At 64.0% G+C, this 19,308-nt stretch carries 21 protein-coding genes; 9 read left to right on the forward strand and 12 right to left on the reverse strand.

All coding sequences use genetic code 11. The features are described 5' to 3' along the window. Positions 1–53: 53 nt before the first annotated feature. The 3 genes from ACODTZ_RS08820 to ACODTZ_RS08830 form a co-directional block, all read right to left on the reverse strand. Positions 54–353 carry a putative quinol monooxygenase gene (locus ACODTZ_RS08820; RefSeq protein ID WP_489025455.1) on the reverse strand — a complete coding sequence of 100 codons (300 nt, stop codon included), beginning with the start codon at positions 351–353 and terminating at the stop codon, positions 54–56. Positions 354–446: 93 nt separating this feature from the next. Further along, positions 447–1,409, reverse strand: coding sequence for a cysteine synthase A (cysK, locus tag ACODTZ_RS08825; RefSeq protein ID WP_489025178.1), 963 nt, complete (start codon positions 1,407–1,409; stop codon positions 447–449). Between the two features lie 133 nt (positions 1,410–1,542). Continuing rightward, on the reverse strand, positions 1,543–2,160 hold the full coding sequence (locus ACODTZ_RS08830; protein ID WP_489025180.1) for a LysE family translocator: 618 nt from the start codon (positions 2,158–2,160) through the stop codon (positions 1,543–1,545). 256 nt (positions 2,161–2,416) lie between these two features. Here ACODTZ_RS08830 and ACODTZ_RS08835 point away from each other — a divergent pair, with 256 nt between their 5' ends. Beyond that, positions 2,417–2,932, forward strand: a complete 516-nt coding sequence (locus ACODTZ_RS08835) for a Dps family protein (RefSeq protein WP_047506926.1) — start codon at positions 2,417–2,419, stop codon at positions 2,930–2,932. A 22-nt stretch (positions 2,933–2,954) separates the two neighbouring features. Here the strand turns inward: ACODTZ_RS08835 and ACODTZ_RS08840 are convergent, their stop codons facing one another. Then, positions 2,955–3,860, reverse strand: coding sequence for a DMT family transporter (locus ACODTZ_RS08840; protein ID WP_489025182.1), 906 nt, complete (start codon positions 3,858–3,860; stop codon positions 2,955–2,957). Between the two features lie 102 nt (positions 3,861–3,962). On the opposite strand from ACODTZ_RS08840, the gene ACODTZ_RS08845 reads away from it, so the two are divergent. After that, positions 3,963–4,421 carry an Lrp/AsnC family transcriptional regulator gene (locus tag ACODTZ_RS08845; protein ID WP_489025183.1) on the forward strand — a complete coding sequence of 153 codons (459 nt, stop codon included), beginning with the start codon at positions 3,963–3,965 and terminating at the stop codon, positions 4,419–4,421. A 4-nt stretch (positions 4,422–4,425) separates the two neighbouring features. On the opposite strand, the gene ACODTZ_RS08850 is transcribed toward ACODTZ_RS08845, so the two are convergent. Together ACODTZ_RS08850 and dut are read right to left on the reverse strand one after the other, a co-directional pair. After that, positions 4,426–5,325, reverse strand: coding sequence for a GNAT family N-acetyltransferase (locus ACODTZ_RS08850; protein ID WP_489025185.1), 900 nt, complete (start codon positions 5,323–5,325; stop codon positions 4,426–4,428). Then, entirely contained in the window at positions 5,325–5,795 is a 471-nt protein-coding gene (gene dut / locus ACODTZ_RS08855; RefSeq protein ID WP_112535768.1) for a dUTP diphosphatase, read from the reverse strand. Before dut ends, ACODTZ_RS08850 begins: the two co-directional genes overlap by 1 nt. A 90-nt stretch (positions 5,796–5,885) precedes the next feature. Here dut and ACODTZ_RS08860 point away from each other — a divergent pair, with 90 nt between their 5' ends. From ACODTZ_RS08860 to ACODTZ_RS08885, 6 genes are all read left to right on the forward strand, one after another. After that, positions 5,886–7,469 carry a peptide chain release factor 3 gene (locus tag ACODTZ_RS08860; protein ID WP_489025187.1) on the forward strand — a complete coding sequence of 528 codons (1,584 nt, stop codon included), beginning with the start codon at positions 5,886–5,888 and terminating at the stop codon, positions 7,467–7,469. A gap of 134 nt (positions 7,470–7,603) precedes the next feature. Continuing rightward, complete coding sequence (locus ACODTZ_RS08865; protein ID WP_489025189.1) at positions 7,604–8,641, forward strand: iron ABC transporter substrate-binding protein; 1,038 nt, start codon at positions 7,604–7,606, stop codon at positions 8,639–8,641. Continuing rightward, positions 8,638–9,669: a FecCD family ABC transporter permease gene (locus ACODTZ_RS08870; RefSeq protein ID WP_489025190.1), complete on the forward strand. Its 1,032-nt coding sequence runs from the start codon at positions 8,638–8,640 to the stop codon at positions 9,667–9,669. Before ACODTZ_RS08865 ends, ACODTZ_RS08870 begins: the two co-directional genes overlap by 4 nt. A 10-nt stretch (positions 9,670–9,679) precedes the next feature. After that, positions 9,680–10,465 (forward strand): ABC transporter ATP-binding protein, encoded by a 786-nt coding sequence (locus ACODTZ_RS08875; protein WP_489025192.1) that lies wholly within the window; start codon positions 9,680–9,682, stop codon positions 10,463–10,465. Further along, on the forward strand, positions 10,465–10,989 hold the full coding sequence (tsaA, locus tag ACODTZ_RS08880) for a tRNA (N6-threonylcarbamoyladenosine(37)-N6)-methyltransferase TrmO (RefSeq protein WP_489025194.1): 525 nt from the start codon (positions 10,465–10,467) through the stop codon (positions 10,987–10,989). The genes ACODTZ_RS08875 and tsaA overlap by 1 nt, the downstream gene beginning before the upstream one ends. A gap of 346 nt (positions 10,990–11,335) precedes the next feature. Continuing rightward, complete coding sequence (locus ACODTZ_RS08885; RefSeq protein WP_489025196.1) at positions 11,336–11,623, forward strand: putative quinol monooxygenase; 288 nt, start codon at positions 11,336–11,338, stop codon at positions 11,621–11,623. 28 nt (positions 11,624–11,651) lie between these two features. On the opposite strand, the gene ACODTZ_RS08890 is transcribed toward ACODTZ_RS08885, so the two are convergent. From ACODTZ_RS08890 to choX, 3 genes are read right to left on the reverse strand one after another with little or no spacing between them, the layout of a single operon-like run. Then, positions 11,652–11,861, reverse strand: coding sequence for a TOBE domain-containing protein (locus ACODTZ_RS08890; RefSeq protein ID WP_018898137.1), 210 nt, complete (start codon positions 11,859–11,861; stop codon positions 11,652–11,654). Positions 11,862–11,918: 57 nt separating this feature from the next. Further along, positions 11,919–13,433 carry a choline-sulfatase gene (betC, locus tag ACODTZ_RS08895; RefSeq protein ID WP_489025198.1) on the reverse strand — a complete coding sequence of 505 codons (1,515 nt, stop codon included), beginning with the start codon at positions 13,431–13,433 and terminating at the stop codon, positions 11,919–11,921. A 23-nt stretch (positions 13,434–13,456) separates the two neighbouring features. Then, complete coding sequence (gene choX, locus ACODTZ_RS08900; protein ID WP_489025200.1) at positions 13,457–14,407, reverse strand: choline ABC transporter substrate-binding protein; 951 nt, start codon at positions 14,405–14,407, stop codon at positions 13,457–13,459. Positions 14,408–14,506: 99 nt separating this feature from the next. Here choX and ACODTZ_RS08905 point away from each other — a divergent pair, with 99 nt between their 5' ends. Next, a complete protein-coding gene (locus ACODTZ_RS08905; RefSeq protein ID WP_489025202.1) occupies positions 14,507–15,406 on the forward strand; it encodes a choline sulfate utilization transcriptional regulator in 900 nt (299 codons plus the stop codon). A 26-nt stretch (positions 15,407–15,432) separates the two neighbouring features. Here ACODTZ_RS08905 and otsA read toward each other — a convergent pair whose 3' ends face one another. The 3 genes from otsA to ACODTZ_RS08920 all read right to left on the reverse strand — a co-directional run bounded on the left by otsA (position 15,433) and on the right by ACODTZ_RS08920 (position 19,285). After that, complete coding sequence (otsA, locus tag ACODTZ_RS08910; RefSeq protein ID WP_489025204.1) at positions 15,433–16,809, reverse strand: alpha,alpha-trehalose-phosphate synthase (UDP-forming); 1,377 nt, start codon at positions 16,807–16,809, stop codon at positions 15,433–15,435. A 58-nt stretch (positions 16,810–16,867) separates the two neighbouring features. Further along, the gene (gene otsB, locus ACODTZ_RS08915; RefSeq protein ID WP_489025206.1) at positions 16,868–17,665 is read right to left on the reverse strand and encodes a trehalose-phosphatase; all 798 of its coding nucleotides are present in this window, start codon (positions 17,663–17,665) and stop codon (positions 16,868–16,870) included. A gap of 90 nt (positions 17,666–17,755) precedes the next feature. Further along, positions 17,756–19,285 (reverse strand): S10 family peptidase, encoded by a 1,530-nt coding sequence (locus tag ACODTZ_RS08920; protein WP_489025208.1) that lies wholly within the window; start codon positions 19,283–19,285, stop codon positions 17,756–17,758. Between the last annotated feature and the right edge of the window lie 23 nt (positions 19,286–19,308).

A 19,308-nucleotide genomic window follows, 5' to 3' on the forward strand; every position in this document is an offset into this window, starting at 1 on the left:
GAGACGCAGTGGGAGCGTCGTCGCTGCCTTGACGGAGGGGAGTAGTCCGGTGCTCAGGTCTCGCGCGGCGCGCCGACCTCGTAGCTCTGGAGGTTGCGGTCATGAATGCCGAGTGATGGCCATGCGGCGCGCCAGCCGCTCAGGTGCGCGGTTTGAAAGTGGCGGTCGAGCGAGGCTTGGTCGCGCCAGCGTTCGGTGACGTGAATGAGGCCGGGCTCGAGCACGTCCTCGGCGTAGGAGTAATCCAGGCAGCCGTCTTCGGCGCGGCTCATCTCCACCATGCGCCGCATCACAGGGCGTGCGAGTGCGAGGTTCTCATGGGGGAGGCGGATGGTTCCGACGATCAACAGCATGGGGTGGCTTGCTTCGGGTTGGAGGTTGGTGCGGGATTGTAAACGCATGAAGGGCGCCGAAGCGCCCTCCCTGACATCGAGCCAAGCCGATCCTCAGCCGCCGAGGCCTTCGAACAGTGCTGTCGAGAGGTAGCGTTCGGCAAACGACGGGATGATCACCACGATATTTTTGCCGGCGTTTTCCTCGCGGGAGCCGATCTTGATGGCCGCTGCCAGCGCTGCACCCGAGGAGATGCCGACAGGCACGCCTTCGAGGCGGGCGACATGACGAGCGGTTTCGAGCGCGGTCGCGCTGTTGATGGTGACGACCTCGTCATAGATGTGGGTGTCGAGGATGGCGGGCGCGAAGCCGGCGCCGATGCCCTGGATCTTGTGTGGTCCCGGCTGGCCGCCGGAGAGAATAGGCGATTCCTCCGGCTCGACGGCGATCACCTTGATCTCGGGCTTCTTCGACTTCAGCACCTGGCCGGCGCCGGTAATCGTGCCGCCGGTGCCGATGCCCGACACCAGGATATCGACCGTGCCATCCGTGTCGTTCCAGATCTCCTCGGCCGTCGTCTTGCGGTGGATCTCGGGGTTGGCGGGGTTTTCGAACTGCTGCGGAATGATCGCGTCGGGCAGCGTCGCGGCCAGTTCCTCGGCCTTGGCGATCGCGCCCTTCATGCCCTTAGGGCCCTCGGTCAGCACCAGCTCGGCGCCGAGCAGCGCAAGCATCTTGCGGCGCTCGACCGACATGGTCTCGGGCATGGTGAGGATCAGCTTGTAGCCCTTGGCGGCGGCGGCGAAGGCGAGCGCGATGCCGGTGTTGCCCGAGGTCGGCTCGACCAGCGTAGTCTTGCCGGGCGAAATCTTGCCCTGCGCTTCCAGGGATTCGATCATCGCCACGCCGATACGGTCCTTCACCGAGGCGATCGGGTTGAAGAATTCGAGCTTGGCCAGAAGGTTGGCCTTCACGCCCTTTTCCTTGGCGAGCTTGTCCAGTCGAACGATCGGGGTATCGCCGATCGTTTCCGTGATCGAGGAGTAGATGCGGCCGCGGCCCGGTTTCTTCGACATGATAAGGCTCCCTTGATGAAATATAGACTGAGAATAGGGTCTAAGCCGGTGGTCGGCCAGAGTAGCTTCACCCGCCAACCCTGAGGTTCAGAGAAAAAACCCTTTGCGAACCACGGTTTAGCGGATGATTTTTTCAGGCCGCGCGGGTGGCGATGAAGGCGGCGGTGCCCGCCAGAATGCTCGCCGCCACCCGGTTCAGCGCCTGCAGCGCGCGCGGCTGTTTGAGCAACGTGCGCGCTCGCGATGCCAGCAGCATATAGGGGATCAGCACCACCAGCAGCACGACGAAGGTGGTGAGAAGCAGCAGGCCGTATTCGCGCATCCCGACGCTGTCGATGCTGATCAGCGTCGGCACCAGCGCCACGTAAAACAGCATCGTCTTCGGGTTGCCGAGCGTAACCAGCAGGCCAGACAGAAAGCTCATGCCGATATTGTTGGATTTCTTCGCGGCGATGTCCTGCGGCAGCAGGCCGGCGGTCCAGAGCTTGTAGGCGATATAGCCGAGATAGAGCGCGCCGAGGATCTTGATGACGATGAACACCTCGGTGAAGGTCTGCGCCACAAAGGCGAGGCCGAGGATCACGGCGGTCAGATAGGTCATGTCGCCGAGCACCAGCCCGAGGCCCATGAAAAAGGTCTCGCGGAAGTTCGAGCCCAGCGCGCGGGCAACGATGGCTGTAATGCCGGGGCCGGGAATGGCGGCGGCGATGAACAGCGCCGCGGCATAGGCAAAGAGTGCGGTGAACGACATGTGAGCCTCCCAATCGGCTGTGTTCTACGCCTCTTGCAGGACCGTTTCAACAGGCCGTTGGGTAACCTCAACGGGACGGATTTCCGGCGCGCGCCATCTGTCACGGGCGTCTGCTATTGACGCCTCGGGTCGCGGTTCTAGTTCTCGGTTGGTGGCGGATGTCTGGCCTCAGCCGGAGCCGGAACTGTCGGCCACATGGGGGACGCAACCCGTTCCGGCACCCGTATCACGCCGATCTGGCGAAGGAGAAAATTTCATGTCGACACCCGTCGAAAAGCGCAAGACCGCGGCGCTGGCAACCCCGACCGATCTGAAGAGCAACGCCATCCAGGATATCTCCGGCGCGCTGACGGCGCTTCTGGCCGATACCTTCGCGCTCTATCTCAAGACCAAGAATTTCCACTGGCACATGTCCGGCCCGCATTTCCGCGATTATCACCTGCTGCTGGATGAGCATGCCGAGCAGATCTTCGCCATCACCGACGAGATGGCCGAGCGCGCCCGCAAGATCGGCGGCACGACGCTGCGCTCCATCGGCCATATCGGCCGCCTGCAGCGCCTTGCCGATAACGATGCCGACTACGTGACGCCCGAGGACATGCTGGCCGAACTGCGTGATGATAACCGCCAGCTGATCTCGCTGATGCGCGAGACCCACGACGTCTGCTCCGAACACAATGACGTCGCCACCACGAGCCTTCTCGAAAACTGGATCGACGAGGCCGAGCGCCGCCACTGGTTCCTCTTCGAGATCACCCGCCAGGCGAAATAATCGCCATCATTGAGCTCATCGCTCAGGTCCGGGCGCCCCGCAGCGCACCTTTCAGCCGCGCGGGCGTCCAGCCAAGGTTCATGCCCGCCGCCGCCAGAAGAATGATGGCGGCGCCGGCGATCTGCAGCGGCTGCAGCGCATGGCCGAAGGCAACCCGATCGACGACGATCGCCGCGATCGGATAGAGGAAGGATAGCGCGCCGGTCAGGTGGATCGGCAGCTTCTGGATCGCGCCGTAAAGCAGCACATACATCAGCCCCGTATGCACCACGCCCAGCGTCACCAGCAGCGACCATGTCTTGATATCACCGGGCAGGGCGGAAAAGTCGGTGATAGGCGCCAGCATCACGACACCGGTCGAAACCTGGATCAGCGCGATCAGATGCGGCGGCGTGCCTTTCAGCCATTTCGCGGCCAGAGCCGCCAGTGCGTAGAAGAAGGCCGCGCCCAGCGCCATGGCGATGCCGATGGCATAATCGCCGCCCGCGCCCGCCACCTGCGGCTTGCCCTCGACGATCCCGATCATGCCGATGAAGGACAGCACCAGCCAGAACAGCTTCGCCCCGGTGATCCTGTCGCCGAGAAACAGGGCGCCGAGCCCGAGCAGCATGAAGGGCTGCGTGTTGTAGACGGTGGTCGCGACCGAGATCGACGTATGCCCATAGGCGCCGAACAGCAGCAGCCAGTTGAGCACGATCGCGACGCCGCCGAACACGGCGATCGCGAAGGCGCGCAGCCCGATCGCGCCGGGCTTCAGCAATCCCATCGCCGCGCAGACGACGAGCAGGCTGATCGCCCCGAACAGGCAGCGCCAGAAGACCACGCCGCTGACGGGTTGGCCCGATATCACGACGAACCAGCCGATCGTCCCCGAAATCAGCATCGCCGCCGTCATCTGAATGCTGCCGCTGCGGATATCCTGTTGCATCGCAGTCTCCCGTTGTTGAGAGCAAGGATATTGCGGGCGTAGTGCCATTTATATAATCTTGAAGCGCCGAATGGCGGCTTTCACCTTTCATCGTGAGGCGAAATGAGCGTTCAACCTAACAATGATCTCGACGATATCGACCGCCGCATTCTCGAGGCGCTGGCCGCCGATGCGCGCATGTCGCTGAAGGAGCTGGCGCAGGCCGCCGGCCTTTCTTCGCCCAGCGCCGGCGAGCGCCTGCGCCGGCTGGAGGAGCGCGGCGTCATTTCCGCCTTCACCGTCAATATCGATCCCGCGGCCCTCGGCTATCCCCTGCAGGCGATCGTCCGCGTCCGGCCGCTGCCGGGGCAGCTACATGTGGTGGAGCGGATCATCCAGGAGACGCCGGAGTTCGTCGAATGCGACAAGGTCACCGGCGATGATTGCTTCGTCGCCCGCCTCGTCGTCCGCTCCATGGCGCAGCTGGACACGATCCTCGACAAGGTCGCGGAAAAGGCCGAGACCAGCACGTCGATGGTGAAGGCCTCGCCTGTAAAACGCCGCCTGCCGCCGCTGAGCTGAAAGCCTAGAAATCCGCCATCGGCGAAAGCATCGCCGGCCGCTCAAGGCTGATGTCGGCATCGGTGCGGATCATGAACTCAGTGCCGCCGTCAAGCGCCCGCGCCTCGCCCTGCCAGCCGAGCCTGTCCGGCGAAAACAGAACCTCGACTGCTAGCGGCGCAATCCCGAGGCCTCCGAGAATGGCCTCAAGCGGCGGGATGGTTGCGGCAATCACATCCGATAGCACGAATGTGTTGTCGTCCCCCACCTTCCAGGCAATCACCGCCTGCCGGTCTTCAAACCAGCTCAGCCGCACATCCGGATCGAACTGCGTGTTGATCAGGAACATCGCCGCGCTCTCGCAGACCGCCAGAGCGTCGGAAACCGGCGTGCGGGATTTCAACGCCCGCTGCAGCAGCGCGAGATCCTGAGGCTTCCACGGGTCGAGCGTCCGCGCCGGCTGGGCGCTCATAACGGGCTCAGGCGCCGCGCCGGCATGAAGATGCATCGGCAGCGAGCGAAAACCATAGGGCGTGTAGAGATCAGGCTTGTCCGTATAGAGCACGATCGTCTCGAAGCCTTGGGTCCCGCACCAGTCGAGCGCCTTTCGGGTCACGTCGCGATAAAGCCCGCGCCCGCGCCAGGGCGGCCGCACGGCGCCCGATTGCAGGCCGGCAGCGTTGATTTTGCGGCCGTTGATGACGATAGGCATGGCGAAGGCCGAGAGATTGGCGGCCAGCAGACCGGTCTCGTCGAACCAGCCCAAGGGCATGCTGGTGGGATCGGCGCCGCCGAGGCGCTTCAGCGGGTCGAGATCGATGCCGAATGTATCAGAGAGAAGCGACACCAGCGCCGCCCAGGCCTTGTCGTCGGCGAAATAGTCCTGCCGGAAGGTGAGGCCGGAACTATCGGTCGCCTTTTCCATCACACGCCCGTGGAGCCGAAGCCGCCGGCGCCGCGCGCCGTCGTGCTCGCCTCGGTGATCTCGGCGACGCGCGCCTGGGTCACCGGCGCGATCACCATCTGCGCGATGCGCATGCCGCGGGTGATCTCGAACGGCTCCTCGCCGAGATTGATCAGCAGCACCTTCACTTCGCCGCGATAATCGCTGTCGATCGTGCCCGGGGTGTTGAGGCAGGTGATGCCGTTCTTGAAGGCGAGGCCGGAGCGCGGACGGATCTGGCCTTCGAAGCCCTCGGGGATTTCGAAGATCAGCCCCGTCGGCACCAGCGCCCGCTTGCCTGATGCAAGCACCATCGGCGCCCCGTCGTCGACGGCGGCGCGCAGGTCCATGCCGGCGGCGCCCTTGGTTTCATAGGCAGGCAGCTCGATGCCTTCGCCATGGGGCAGACGCAGGAGATTGAGGGTCGGGCGGGTATCTGTGTGAATGGTCATGCGCCATTACTTTGCCCCCGCAGGGCCAAGGTCAATTGCAAAGCGGCGCCTAAATCGCTAGATACGCCGCAACTCCACAGGATTCATAGCATGGCCGAAAGTCTCGCCGAGGCGGTTTCCCGCCGCCGCACATTCGCTATTATCGCCCACCCGGACGCGGGCAAGACGACGCTGACCGAAAAGCTGCTGCTGTTCGGCGGCGCGATTCAGCTCGCCGGCGAAGTCAAGGCGAAGAAGGATCGCATCCAGACCCGGTCGGACTGGATGAAGATCGAGCGCGAGCGTGGCATCTCGGTCGTCACCTCGGTGATGACCTTCGAGTACGAAGGCAATGTCTTCAACATTCTCGACACGCCAGGCCACGAAGACTTCGCCGACGATACCTACCGCACGCTGACGGCGGTGGATGCCGCCGTCATGGTCATCGACGCCGCCAAGGGTATCGAGCCCAGAACGCTGAAGCTCTTCGAAGTCTGCCGCATGCGCGACATTCCGATCATCACCTTCATCAACAAGATGGACCGCGAAAGCCGCGATCCCTTCGAGATCCTGGATGAGGTCGAGGAGAAGCTGGCGCTGGATACCGCTCCGGTCACCTGGCCGATCGGTCGCTCCAAGACCTTCTGCGGCTCCTATCACCTTGCCGACAACACGGTGCGCGGCTCGGATACGGAAGTGACGCCCACCAAGGTCAACGGCCCGCAGGCCGTCGCCGACCGTCTGCCGGACAACGAGCGCTCGGCCTTCGTCGACGAGACGGAACTGGCCATCGAGGCCTGCCGCCCGTTCGACCGCAAGGCCTTCCTCGAAGGCCACCTGACGCCTGTCTTCTTCGGCTCGGCGCTGCGCAATTTCGGCGTCCGCGATCTCATCAACGCGCTCGGCGAATTCGCGCCGCCGCCGCGCGACCAGGTCGCCGATATCAGAACCGTGCATGCCGCCGAAGACAAGATGACGGCCTTCGTCTTCAAGATCCAGGCCAACATGGACCCCAACCACCGCGACCGCATCGCCTTTGCCCGCATCTGCTCCGGCAAGCTGGAGCGCGGCATGAAGGCGCGCCTCGCCCGCACTGGCAAGCAGCTCGGCCTCACGGCGCCGCAGTTCTTCTTCGCCTCGCAGCGTCAGCTGGCCGACACCGCCTTCGCCGGCGACGTCGTCGGCATCCCGAACCACGGAACGCTCAGGATCGGCGATACGCTGACCGAAGGCGAGGCGCTGGTCTTCCAGGGCGTGCCGAACTTCTCGCCGGAAATCCTGCGCCGCGTGCGCCTTGAAGATGCGATGAAGGCGAAGAAGCTCAAGGAAGCCCTGCAGCAGATGGCCGAAGAGGGCGTCGTGCAGCTCTTCTCCCCGGAAGATGGTTCGCCGGCTATCGTTGGCGTCGTCGGCGCCCTGCAGCTGGACGTTCTGAAGGAACGCCTGTCGGCCGAATACACGCTGCCGGTCTCGTTCGAAATGTCGCGCTTCTCCGTCTGCCGCTGGATCTCGTCGGACCAGCCGGCCGAGCTTGACAAGTTCCTGAACGTCAAGCGCGGCGACATCGCCCGCGACCTCGACGGCGACCCGGTCTTCCTGGCGCAGGACAGCTTCTCGCTGCGCTACGAATCCGAACGCTTCCCCGCGATCAAGATGGTCGCGATCAAGGAATATCACGTCGCCAAGGCGGCGTGATGTCGGCGTGATGCCGGCGTGATCCGGTCACGCCTGCGTTATCACGGGGAAGCGGCGCGACTGACTGCGTTTCGCCATATTCCATCGGATATAGCGTCATGACATAGTGGCTCCGATTTCATCGGGAAGCCACCATGCTCAAACTCGCCAGCACCATCCTTGCCGCCCTTCTAACGCTCTACAGCACCGGCGCCTTCGCCCGCCCGTTCACCGATGCGGGCGGCCGCACGGTGGAGATTCCCGATCACGTCACCCGCGTGCTGACAGCGGGACCGCCGGCCTCGGTTCTGGTCTATGTGCTGGCGCCGGACAAGCTCACCGGCTGGGTGCGTGAGCCGAGCGCGGAGGAGAAGCAGTTCCTGGCGCCATCGGTGCAGAACCTGCCCACCTATGGCCGGCTGACGGGGCAGGGCGGCACCGCCAATATGGAGGCGGTGATCGCCGCCAAGCCCGATCTCATCATCGATGTCGGCACCGTCAACCCGACCTATGTCTCGCTGGCCGACAAGGTGCAGCAGCAGACCGGCATTCCCTATGTGCTGATCGACGGCAGCTTCGAGAAGACGCCGCAGACGCTGCGAGAGGTCGGCGACCTGCTCGGCGTCGCGCCGCGTGCGCAGGAGCTGGCCACCTATGCCGAGACGACGCTGAAGACCCTTCACGACGGCTTGGCAAAGCTTCCCTCGGACAAGCGCCCAAGGGTCTATTACGGGCGCGGTCCTGAAGGCCTTGAGACCGGCCTGTCAGGCTCCATCAACATGGAGATGCCGGAGGCGGCCGGCGCCGACAATGTTGCGGCCGCCGCCGGCAAGGGCGGGCTCACCAACGTGTCGCTGGAACAGGTTCTCGGCTGGAACCCCGATATCATCCTCGCGGCCTCGCCCAAGTTCGCCCAGGCCGTGAAGAGCGATCCGTCCTGGGCAAGTGTCGAGGCGGTAAAGAGCGGCAAGGTGTTCACCGCGCCCGCGCTGCCCTTCGGCTGGTTCGATTCTCCGCCCGGCATCAACCGCCTGATCGGCATCCGCTGGCTGGAGACGCTGCTCTATCCTCAAAGCTTCGATGGCGATCTGAAAGCCGACGTGCGGGCATTCTTCAAGCTGTTCTATCAGGTGGATGTGAGCGATGCCGATCTCGACACGCTGCTGAAAGGCGCGCTACCGTCGTCGAAATGAGCAAGGATAGGCAAACCGCCGGCGGAAGCTGGAAACTGATCGTTTTCGGGGCTGCGCTCGTGCTGCTGCTGGCGGTGCTCTCCATGGCGATCGGCAAATATACAGTCCCGCCCTCGTCCATTCTGCGGGCACTGGCGGCCGGCATCACCGGCACGCCATCCGATATCGATCCGATTCAGCAGACCGTGATCTGGAACGTTCGCCTGCCGAGGGTCGCCGCCGCGCTGCTGATTGGCGCGGCGCTGTCGGCGGCCGGTGCCACCTATCAGGGCCTGTTTCGCAATCCGCTGGTCTCGCCGGATATTCTGGGCGTCTCCGTCGGCGCCAGCCTCGGAGCGGTACTGGCGATCTTCATGGAAATGCCGGTTGCGATCATCCAGCTCATGAGCTTCTGCGGCGGCCTTCTTGCCGTCGGCGCGGTCTATGCCGTGGGTGCAGCCGTGCGCGGTCGCGATCCGGTGCTGACGCTGGTTCTGGCCGGCGTGGCGATCGGCGCTCTGGTCGGCGCCGGCATCTCGCTTATCAAGATCCTCGCCGATCCCTATGACCAGCTGCCCGCCATTACCTACTGGCTGCTCGGCAGCCTGACGGCCGTGAGCCGTGCCGATGTCGGCTCCATCCTGCCGGCGATCATCCTCGGCCTTGTTCCGCTCGTCCTGTTGCGCTGGCGCATGAACGTCATGACCCTGGGCGACGAGGAGGCGCGTACGCTCGGTATAGATACCCGGCTAACAAGGCTGGCATTGATAACAGGAGCGACGCTGATCACCGCCGCTTCCGTCTCGATCGCCGGCATCATCGGCTGGATCGGCCTCGTTATTCCACATGTCGCACGGCTGCTTGTTGGACCCGATTTCCGTCGGCTGCTGCCCGCCTCCATCCTGCTCGGCGGGGCCTATCTGCTTGTCGTCGATACGCTGGCCCGTAGCATCGCGATGATCGAGATCCCGCTCGGCATCCTGACGGCGGTGGTTGGCGCGCCGTTTTTCCTGTTCCTGCTCGCGTCAGGCAAAAGGGGCTGGTCATGAGGGATAAGTCATGACGCTGGAACTCCGCAACCTCGCCTTCGGCTATGGCGCCCGCACGGTCGGCCAGGGTGTCACGCTGACGCTTGCGAGGGGCGAGGTTTTGGCGCTGCTCGGGCCGAACGGCGCCGGCAAGACGACGCTGTTCAAGACCATGCTCGGCCTGCTGCCGGTGCAGGCGGGCGAGATCGTCCTCGACGGCGTGCCGCTCACCTCGCTCAGCCGGGCCGATCGCGCCAAGCGCATCGGCCATGTTCCGCAGGCGCATGCCGCACTCTTTCCCTTCACCGTGCGCGACGTGGTCTTGATGGGCCGCGCGGCGCACCTGTCGCCCTTCTCCGCCCCCGGCGCCACGGATCGCGCGATTGCCGACGAGGCGCTTGTCCGGCTCGGAATGACGCATCTGGCCGATCGCCCGTATACGGAGATATCCGGCGGCGAGCGGCAGATGGTGTTGATCGCCCGCGCGCTGGCGCAGCAGCCGGGCATTCTCGTCATGGACGAGCCGACCGCGAGCCTTGATTACGGCAACCAGATGCGCGTGCTCTCGCATATCCGCCGGCTGGCGCGGGAGGGCATGTCGATCGTGCTTTCCACCCACAATCCCGACCATGTCTTCATGGTCGCCGATCGGGTGGCCCTGCTGCACGAAGGCAAGCTCGCCGGGCTCGGGCCGCCGCAAACGGTGTTGACGCCGCAGCGGATCAAGCAGCTTTATGATGTCGATGTGGTCATGGGCGTTCTGCCGGGCGGCAATGCTCCCGTCTGTTCGCCACGCCTGGATACGGGAGAAGATTGATGGTGCGCGAAAACGAAATCCGGAAAAACGAAGTGGCGGTTGATGTCCCGGCTGCGACCGATGCCGGCCTGGTCTTCATCGGCCGCATCCGCACGCCGTGGACCTCCCGCATGGAAACCCCGCGCCAGGGGCGGCATGACGGGCCGATCTGCCGGATCGAGATATTCGAGCCCTGGGCGCAGGCGTTGCAGGGCGTCGAGGCTTTCGAGCGGCTGGAAATCCTCTATTGGCTGGATCGCTCGCGCCGCGATCTCGTGCTCCAGAGCCCGGCCAATTCGGGCAAGGTGCACGGCACCTTCTCGCTCCGCTCCCCCGTCCGCCCCAACCCGATCGGAACCTCCATCGTCAAGCTGGAAGCCGTGGAGGGATCGACACTTCTGGTGCGCGGCATGGATTGCCTCGACGGCACGCCGCTGCTCGACCTGAAACCGGATCGCACCCTCTTCAAACCGATCGCCCCGCCGCAGCCCGGCGATTTCCAGACCGGAGACGAGGGCACGGCGCATTATTGCCTGAAGGCGTGATCGCTGACGTCGCGCCCGCGGCCCCCTCATCCGGCTGCCGCCACCTTCTCCCCACGGGGGAGAAGGGGATGACGGCAAGCCGCCCGCCACGAGTCTCTTCTCCCCAGCGGGGAGAAGTGCCGGAGCGACAGCGAGGCGATGAGGGGGCCACACGGCACACCGCCAGCCATTGCCTGCGGAGAAGCCGAGTCCTGCCACCACCACCCCTGCGACCTATCGCCATTGTGAACGCTTTGCCGCCCATCCGTCATTGTCCCGATGGCATCCGAACGGTAGCTATCGTCCCACGGCCCGCCTCGCCCTCCAGCATGGGTGGCCGCTGTTTTATCGATTAGGAGCAATCAATATGATCGAAGTCATTGCCGCCTTCCGTGCAAAGCCCGGCAGCGAGGACAAGCTGCGTGAAGCGACGCTCGCCGTCGTCGAGCCGACCCGTCGCGAGGAAGGCTGCATCCAGTTTGTCGTCCATGAGGACACGGATGCGCCCGGCACATTCTTCATCCGCGAAAGCTGGCGCGACCAGGAGGCCCTGACCGCGCATTTCGAGCAGCCCTACCTGAAAGCACTCGTGGAACTCCACAAGGACATCCTGGCCGAGCCGCTGAAGCTGCATAACCTCAAGGTCTACGCCTGAGGTATCGACACAATGTCGCCGTTGACCGTCAGTCGACGGCGACCATCACGTCGGAAGCCTTGACCACGGCATAGGCGTCGGAGCCGACGGTCAGCCCGAGTTCCTTGACAGCCTCGTTGGTGATCGACGACGTCACGATAGAGCCGCCCCCGATATCGATACGCACATGCGCCGTCGTGGCGCCAAGCGTGATTTCGACGACCTTGCCCTTGAGGCGGTTGCGTGCGCTGATTTTCATGAGAGTTCTCCTTGTTTCGGTGGCGGAACTTAGCGATTCGCCACCGAAACGGCAATCTTACTCGCCGCGCGGATAGCGCTGGTTTTCTTCCAGCACGTTCAAGTCCATGTGATTGCGCATGTAGCGCTCCGAGGCGCGCTGCAGCGGCTGGTAGTCCCAGGGATAGTAAGCGCCGTTGCGCAACGCCTCGTAGACCACCCAGCGCCGCGCCTGGCTCTCGCGCACGGCGGCGTCGAAGCTTGCAAGGTTCCAGCGCTTCTCCGCCTGTGCGGTCAGATGCGCCAGCGTGTCGGCATAGGCAGGATCGGTGGCGAGGTTCTTCAATTCCTTCGGGTCCGCGTCGAGATCGAAGAGCATCGGCGCATCCTTGTTGCAGAGCGTCAGCTTGAACTTGCCGTCGCGCAGCCCGACCAGCGGTGCGATCGAGCCCTCGGCTGCATATTCCATCGGCACCGGCCCGCGCGTGCCTGTTCCCTTGGCAAGCGGCGTCAAATCCTCGCCGTCGGTCCAGGGCTTGAGCTTGGTGATGTCGATGCCGGCAAGCGCCGCCAGCGTCGGCGTCACGTCGAGCGTCGAGACCGGCTGGCTGATGAGCTTCGGCTCCCAGCCGGGGGCTGCGATTGCCAGCGGCACGCGCGCGGAACCGTCGAAGAAGCACATCTTGAACCACAGGCCACGCTCGCCCAGCATGTCGCCATGGTCGGAAACGAAGAGGATGACGGTATCCTCCGCCATGCGCCCGCGCTCGAGAACGTCGATGAGCTCGCCGACCTTCTCGTCGATATAGGAGATGTTGGCGAAATAGCCGCGCCGCGCATTGCGCACCTGCTCGGGGGTGATCTCGAAGGCGTCGTAGTCACAGGCCTTCAAGAGCCGCTGCGAATGCTGGTCCTGCTCCTCGAACGGGATGGTGCCGACTTCAGGGTCCAGGTGAGGGCAATCCTCATAGAGATCCCAGAACTTGCGGCGCGCCACATAGGGGTCGTGCGGATGCGTGAAACTCACCGTCAGGCACCAGGGGCGATCGTCCTGCCGGCGCGAGAGGTCGTAGAGCTTGCGGGTCGCGTTGTAGGCGACCTCGTCGTCATATTCCATCTGGTTGGTGATTTCGGCCACGCCCGCGCCCGTCACCGAGCCGAGATTGTGGTACCACCAGTCGATGCGCTCGCCGGGCTTGGTATAGTCGGGCGTCCAGCCGAAGTCGGCAGGGTAGATATCCGTCGTCAGCCGCTCCTCGAAGCCGTGCAGCTGGTCGGGACCGACGAAGTGCATCTTGCCCGAAAGTGCTGTGTGATAACCGGCCGCACGCAGGTGATGCGCAAATGTCGGGATATCGGAGGCGAATTCGGCGGCGTTGTCGTAGACGCGGGTGCGGCTCGGCAACTGTCCGGACATGAAGGAAGCCCGCGCCGGCGCGCAGAGCGGGCTTGCCGTATAGGTGTTGGCAAAGCGCACGGAGCGCTTCGCCAGGGCTTTCAGATGCGGCGCGTGAAGAAACTCGGCCGGTCCATCGGGAAACAGCGTCCCGTTATACTGGTCGACCATCAGGATGAGAAAATTCGGGCGCGACATGCTGTTCTAGTGTCCTTGAAGTATCAGAGGCCGAGGGAAGTCTTGACTGCATCCGCGGCGGGCTTGCCGTCAAGCGTCGTGACGCCTGACAGCCACGGGTCGACGGCCGTCGGATTGGCCTTCAGCCATGCGGTTGCCGCTGCCTTCGGGTCCTCGCCGCCGAGGATCGAGCCCATCAGCGAGTTTTCCATGCTGATGTCGAACTTCAGGTTCTTCATGAACGCGGCCGCGTTCCGGCATTTCGCCGACCAGCCGGTGCGGGCCAGCGTATAAATCTCGGCGCCGCCGAAGTTCGCGCCGAAATAGGCATCGCCGCCGGAGAGATAGGTGATCTGGAACTTCTCGTTCATCGGATGCGGCGCCCAGGCGAGGAACACCACGGCGCCCTTGTCCTTGGACGCGCGCTCGACCTGCGCCAGCATCGCCTGCTCGCCGGATTCCACCAGCTTCCAGTCCTTGAGGCCGAAGTCGTTGGCGTCGATCATCTTCTGGATGTTGCCGTTGGCAGGCGCACCCGGCTCGATGCCGTAGATCTGCTTGCCGAACTCGTCGCCATGCTTCTGCAGGTCGGCGAAATCCTTGATGCCCTTGTCGGCCACATAGGTCGGAACGGCGAGCGTGAATTTCGCGCCCTCGAGGTTCTTGTTCATCACCTCGACCGCCTTGGCGGCATTGAGGTCGTCGATGAAGGATTTCTGCGCCGGCATCCAGTTGCCGAGGAAGACGTCGATCTCGCCGTTCTTCATCGACTGGTAGCCGATCGGAACCGAGAGCGTCTTCACGTCGGGCTCATAGCCGAGCGCCGTCAGGATCACGGAGGTGACGCCATTGGTGGCGGTGATATCGGTCCAGCCCGGATCGGACATGCGGATCGTCTTGCACGACGCATCGTCGGCGGCAGCGGCCGACCCAACGGCCAGAGCGGAAAATACAACGCCGGCGGCAAGACGGCGGATCATGGAAACTGCTGTCATCTCATTTCCCCTTTTTTGTCATTTGATAGTTTTATTGAACAACACTAGCATCGTCCCTGTGAAGGCGCCTTTTTTCGATGGTTCCCAACAGGATTTTTTATGGCAGAGCGGCCGATCGATCTGGGGTGGATGCGCATTTTCGCGGAGATCGGCGGCGCCGGCAGCCTGTCGGCCGCAGCCGGCGCGCTCGGCCTCACCCAGCCAGCCGTCAGCTATCAGATCCGCAGGCTGGAAGAGCAGATCGGCGTGACCTTGTTGAAGCGCCAGCATCGCGGCGTCGAGCTCACGCCCGAGGGGCAGCGGCTTTTCGATCTCGTTGCAAAAAGCGTCGATGAGATCGACCAGCTGACCCGCAGGCTGCGCAGCGAAAAGGAGCGCCCGTCGATACGCCTGCATACGGACTACGCCTTTTCCGCGCTCTGGCTGATCCCGCGCATGCACGCGTTTCGGCTGGTCCATCCGGATACGGATATCCAGATCATCGCCACGCAGCGCATGGAGCGGCATCGTTCGGGCGAGGGCGACGTCTCCGTCGTTTTCGGCACCCGCGCCGAATTTGGCCGCGACGCGAAGCTGCTGCTGCCGGAAAAGGTGGCGCCCGTCTGCAGCCCCGGCTTCATCGAACGCAACGGCCCCTTTGAGACGCCCGCCGATCTCGCCCGCAAAAGGCTGATCCACCTCGACACGGCGGCGCCATCGCCCTGGTTCGACTGGCGCAGCTATTTCGCCGAACTCGGCGTCGGGCGCGAGGCCTTTGCCGGGCAGGGCGATCTCAGCTTCAACACCTATTCGCTGGTGGTGCAGGCAGCGCTCGGCGAACAGGGGCTGGCACTCGGCTGGATGGGCCTGGTCGACACGCTGCTTTCGACCGGCATTCTTTCTCTCGCCGGCCCGACGCTGGAAGCGCCGGATCGCGGCTATTTTCTGCTGCAGCCGAAAAGCCGCACGCCCGGGAGCGACGAACTCGGCGCCTGGATGCTGGCCGAAGCCGGTCTCTGACATCCCTATTTTCAATCGGTAGAAGGTCAGGCGGCCAGATCCTGCAGGAAGTCGTCGCACCAGCGCGACACGTCGTGGACCGTGAGATAGTCCATCATCCGCTGCCAGCGCTCCTTCCGCTCCTCGAGCGACATGTTGAGCGCCCGCGCTATCGCGTTGGCGGTCCCCTCTATGTCATAAGGGTTGACCAGAAGAGCGCCCTTCAGTTCCCGGGCGGCACCCGCGAAGCGCGACAGCACGAGAACGCCCGGATTCTCGGGATCCTGCGCCGCCACATATTCCTTGGCGACGAGATTCATCCCGTCGCGCAGCGGCGTCACGAGGCCCACGCGCGCAAGCCGATAAAGCCCGGCCAGGATCGGCCGGCTCAGCGAGCGGTTGATATAGCGGATCGGCACCCAATCCACGGTGCCGAGCGCCCCGTTCACCCGGCCCGCCTGTTCGGCGACCGTGCGCTGCATCTGCTCGTATTCCGGCACCTCCGAGCGCGATTTCGGCGTCACCTGCAGATAGGTCACATTGCGCTGGTGGGCAGGGTTGTTGAGCACGAAGCGCTCGAATGCGTCGATACGCTGCGTCAGCCCCTTGGAGTAATCGAGCCGGTCGACGCCGATGATCAGGTCGCGGCCGATGATGCTCTCCTTCGCCTTGTGAACCATCGCGTGGCTGACGGCCTTGCGCGCGAACTTGGCGAAGGCTTCTGTCTCGATGCCGATGCCATAGGCGCCGCCCTTGAAGATCTTGTCGCCGGAGTTGAAGCGGCCGTCGCCTAGCGCATCGCCCATCTCCTCGCGACGCAGGCAGCCGGCGAAGTTCTCGAGATCGTGGTCCGTCTGGAAGCCGACGAGATCGTAGGCGGCAAGCCCGCGCATGATCTCCTCATGCACCGGCATGGTGAAGAGCACGTCGGCCGGCGGCCAGGGAATGTGGTGGAAGAAGCCGATGCGGTTCTTCACCCCCATCTGCCGCAGCTCGGCGGCAAGCGGAATCAGGTGGTAGTCGTGAATCCAGATCGTGTCGTCTGGTTCGAGCATCGGCGCAAGGCGGTGCGCGAAGAAGCGGTTGACGCGGAAATAGCCCGTCATCTCCTTACGGCCGTATTCCGCCAGATCGAGCCGGTAATGGCAGATCGGCCAGAGCACGCGGTTGGCAAAGCCGAAGTAATACTCCTCGACATCCTTTTCGGTCAGATCCGTCAGCGCATAGGTGATCCGGCCATCCTCGCTGATCTGCAACGGGCCTGGCTCAGCGTCGCCGCTCGACTTGCCCGACCAGCCCATCCAGATGCCGCCGCGCTGCTGGAGTGCTGCCTGCAGGGCCACGGCAAGCCCGCCGGCCGCCGCTGCCGCTCCGCCCTTTTCGGGAACGGGCACACGGTTGGAAACGATGACAAGACGGCTCACGCAATATTCCTTTCAAAAACGGCAGTACGCAAAAATGGCAATCGATAGGTCGCGATCATCAAACGGCGAGATGCGCGATGAGTTCCCGCAGGGCGACGGCTGTCGGCAGTGTCAGTTGCGCCGCCGTGCCGGAGAGTGGTGTTCCGACGCGGATCGAATGTCCGCCCAGCCGGTTGGCGACATGGAACATCGCCTCGTCGGTGATGTCGTCGCCAATGGCGATCGGGCGGCGGCCCGCAAACGGCGGTTCGGAGAGAAAGGTCTCCACCGCATGCCCCTTGTCGGCGCTGGCGGGACGAATTTCGAGCACCATCTTGCCGCGCTGCAGCGTCCAGTTCTCGCCGGCCTTGGCGAGAAATGTCTCCATCAGAGGCTCGAGTTCGGCCTGTCGCTGCGGCGCGAGCCGATAGTGGGCGGCAACCGCGGCCCCCTTGTCCTCGATCAGCACGCCATCGAAGCCTGACGTTTCCTTGCGCAGTTCCTCCTTCAGTTTCTCGAATTGCGCTGTCGGCTCGGCCTGCTCGATCCGCCCGTCCGCGCGGCGCAGTTGCGCCCCATGCAGGCCGGCGATGGGAAACTGGTAGGGGGTAAAGAGCTTGTCGGCGTAGGGCAGCGCCCGCCCGGTTACCAGCGCCACGGCGCCGCCGAGCTTGCGCGACAGCTGATCGAGTTGCTGCGGCAGGGCAGGGGGCACGACAATGCCATCGGGCGTGTCGGCGAGATCGATCAAGGTGCCGTCGATATCGAGAAACAGCGCCCAATCGGCGGCCGAGGACCGGAGCAGATTGAACAGAAACGAGGTCCCGGAAACCTGCTGCGGCTTCAGGGTTCGGGATGGCTGCGCTGGATAGGACATGTGGTCTAAATGTGGCAGCAAGGCCCGATGGCAACCCTAAAAAGTCATCGTGGTCTCTTCGCAGGGCTGCGCGCAGGCGTTCGCAGCCGCTCAATCTCCTGGCGTCACAGGGGCATTGGCCGCATAAAAGGCCTTCGCGTCGCGCGTGAACAAAGCGCCCTGATCGCTGCGTGTGTAGAACATGTGCCCGCCCTGATAGACCTTCAGACCCACCCGGTTAGCGGCAAGCGAAGCCGGCAGATGGTCGACGACATAGCGGCTGACGCCATAGGGCGTCACGAGATCGCTATAGCCATGCGCGATCAGCAAACGGAAGCTTGGAACGGCGGCGAGAAACTGCCTGATATCGCCGGTCACGCTTGCCTGCAGGCGCGACCCACCACCCCGACGACCCCATTCCCACTGACGGTTTATGTCGCTGTCGAGCAGCGAGTAGGTAATCTCCGTCTTGAAGCCGAGCTCGTTGCGGGCGTAGTCGGAAAAAGCGCCGCCATAAGCACGGGTGAAACCGTCAAGAATGGCATCGTCCCCCCTTGCGTCGGCGGTCTCGGGAAAGGCATCGGGCGTGGTGAAGGCGGCGTCATAGGGGCTCGCAACCAGCCCGTCGCTCTTACCGATCTCCTTGGCAAAGGCGTTGCCAAGAAAGCCACGGTTCTTTTCGACCACATCCACGGGGATACCCGTCAGATCAGAAAGCTTGGAATAGAACGCCTTTGCCGCATCGCCCGTGGGCGCCGCGCCTGCCAGCGTCGTCAGATAGTCGCCGAGCGCGAACCGCTCGGCTTCGCGCTGTTTCGTCTCGTCGAATGCCTTTTGCCGATCCATCTGAGCTGCCGCCAGCGACGGCAGTTCCAGCGCCGCGCCGAGCGCGAATTCGTCGGCGCCGAACATCAGCTGTCCCTCGAGGAGCGGCGACAGCATCACCGCGCCCGAGACGATGATGCCCTGCGTATCCTTGAGCGCGCTCGCGACCTTCGCCGCCCGGAACCCGCCATAGCTCTCGCCGAGCAGATATTTTGGCGAGGAAGCCCTGTTGTTGTGCGTGACATAAAGCGCGATCGCCTTGGCCACGCTCTCGGCGTCGGCATTCACATTGTAGTATTTGGTGGCGTCGTCGGGTTTCACTGTCCGGCTCCAGCCGGTACCAACAGGGTCGATCAGCACGAGGTCGGTGAAATCGAGCCAGCTGTTCGGGTTATCGACCAGCCTGGCTTCCGCGCCGTCATCGCCCTTCGGTCCGAAGTCGACGATGCGCGGACCGACGAGGCCGAGATGCAGGAAGGCTGAGGCAGCGCCCGGGCCACCGTTGAAGGCGAAGGTCAGCGGCCGGTTGGCCCCGCCATCCTTCTTGACGTAAGCGGTATAGAAGATTGCCGCCGTCTGCGCGCCATCCTGGCCGAACATGTCGAGCGTTCCGGCCGTCGCGGTATAGGCGAGCTTGCGGCCATCGAGAGTGATCTCATGCTCGGTAACGGAATCCGCCGGCAGCAGCTTGAGCACGCCCTCGCGCGATCCAGCGGATGGTCGCGCGGCGTCTTGCGCATAGGTCAGGGATGGGCCAAGTGCGGCGGTGAGCCCGGTGGCCAGGATGGTGGCCAGGACAATGGATCGAAAACGCACGACTGTTCCTCCGCGGATGCCAT

This window comes from Rhizobium sp. FG113 (assembly GCF_057809895.1).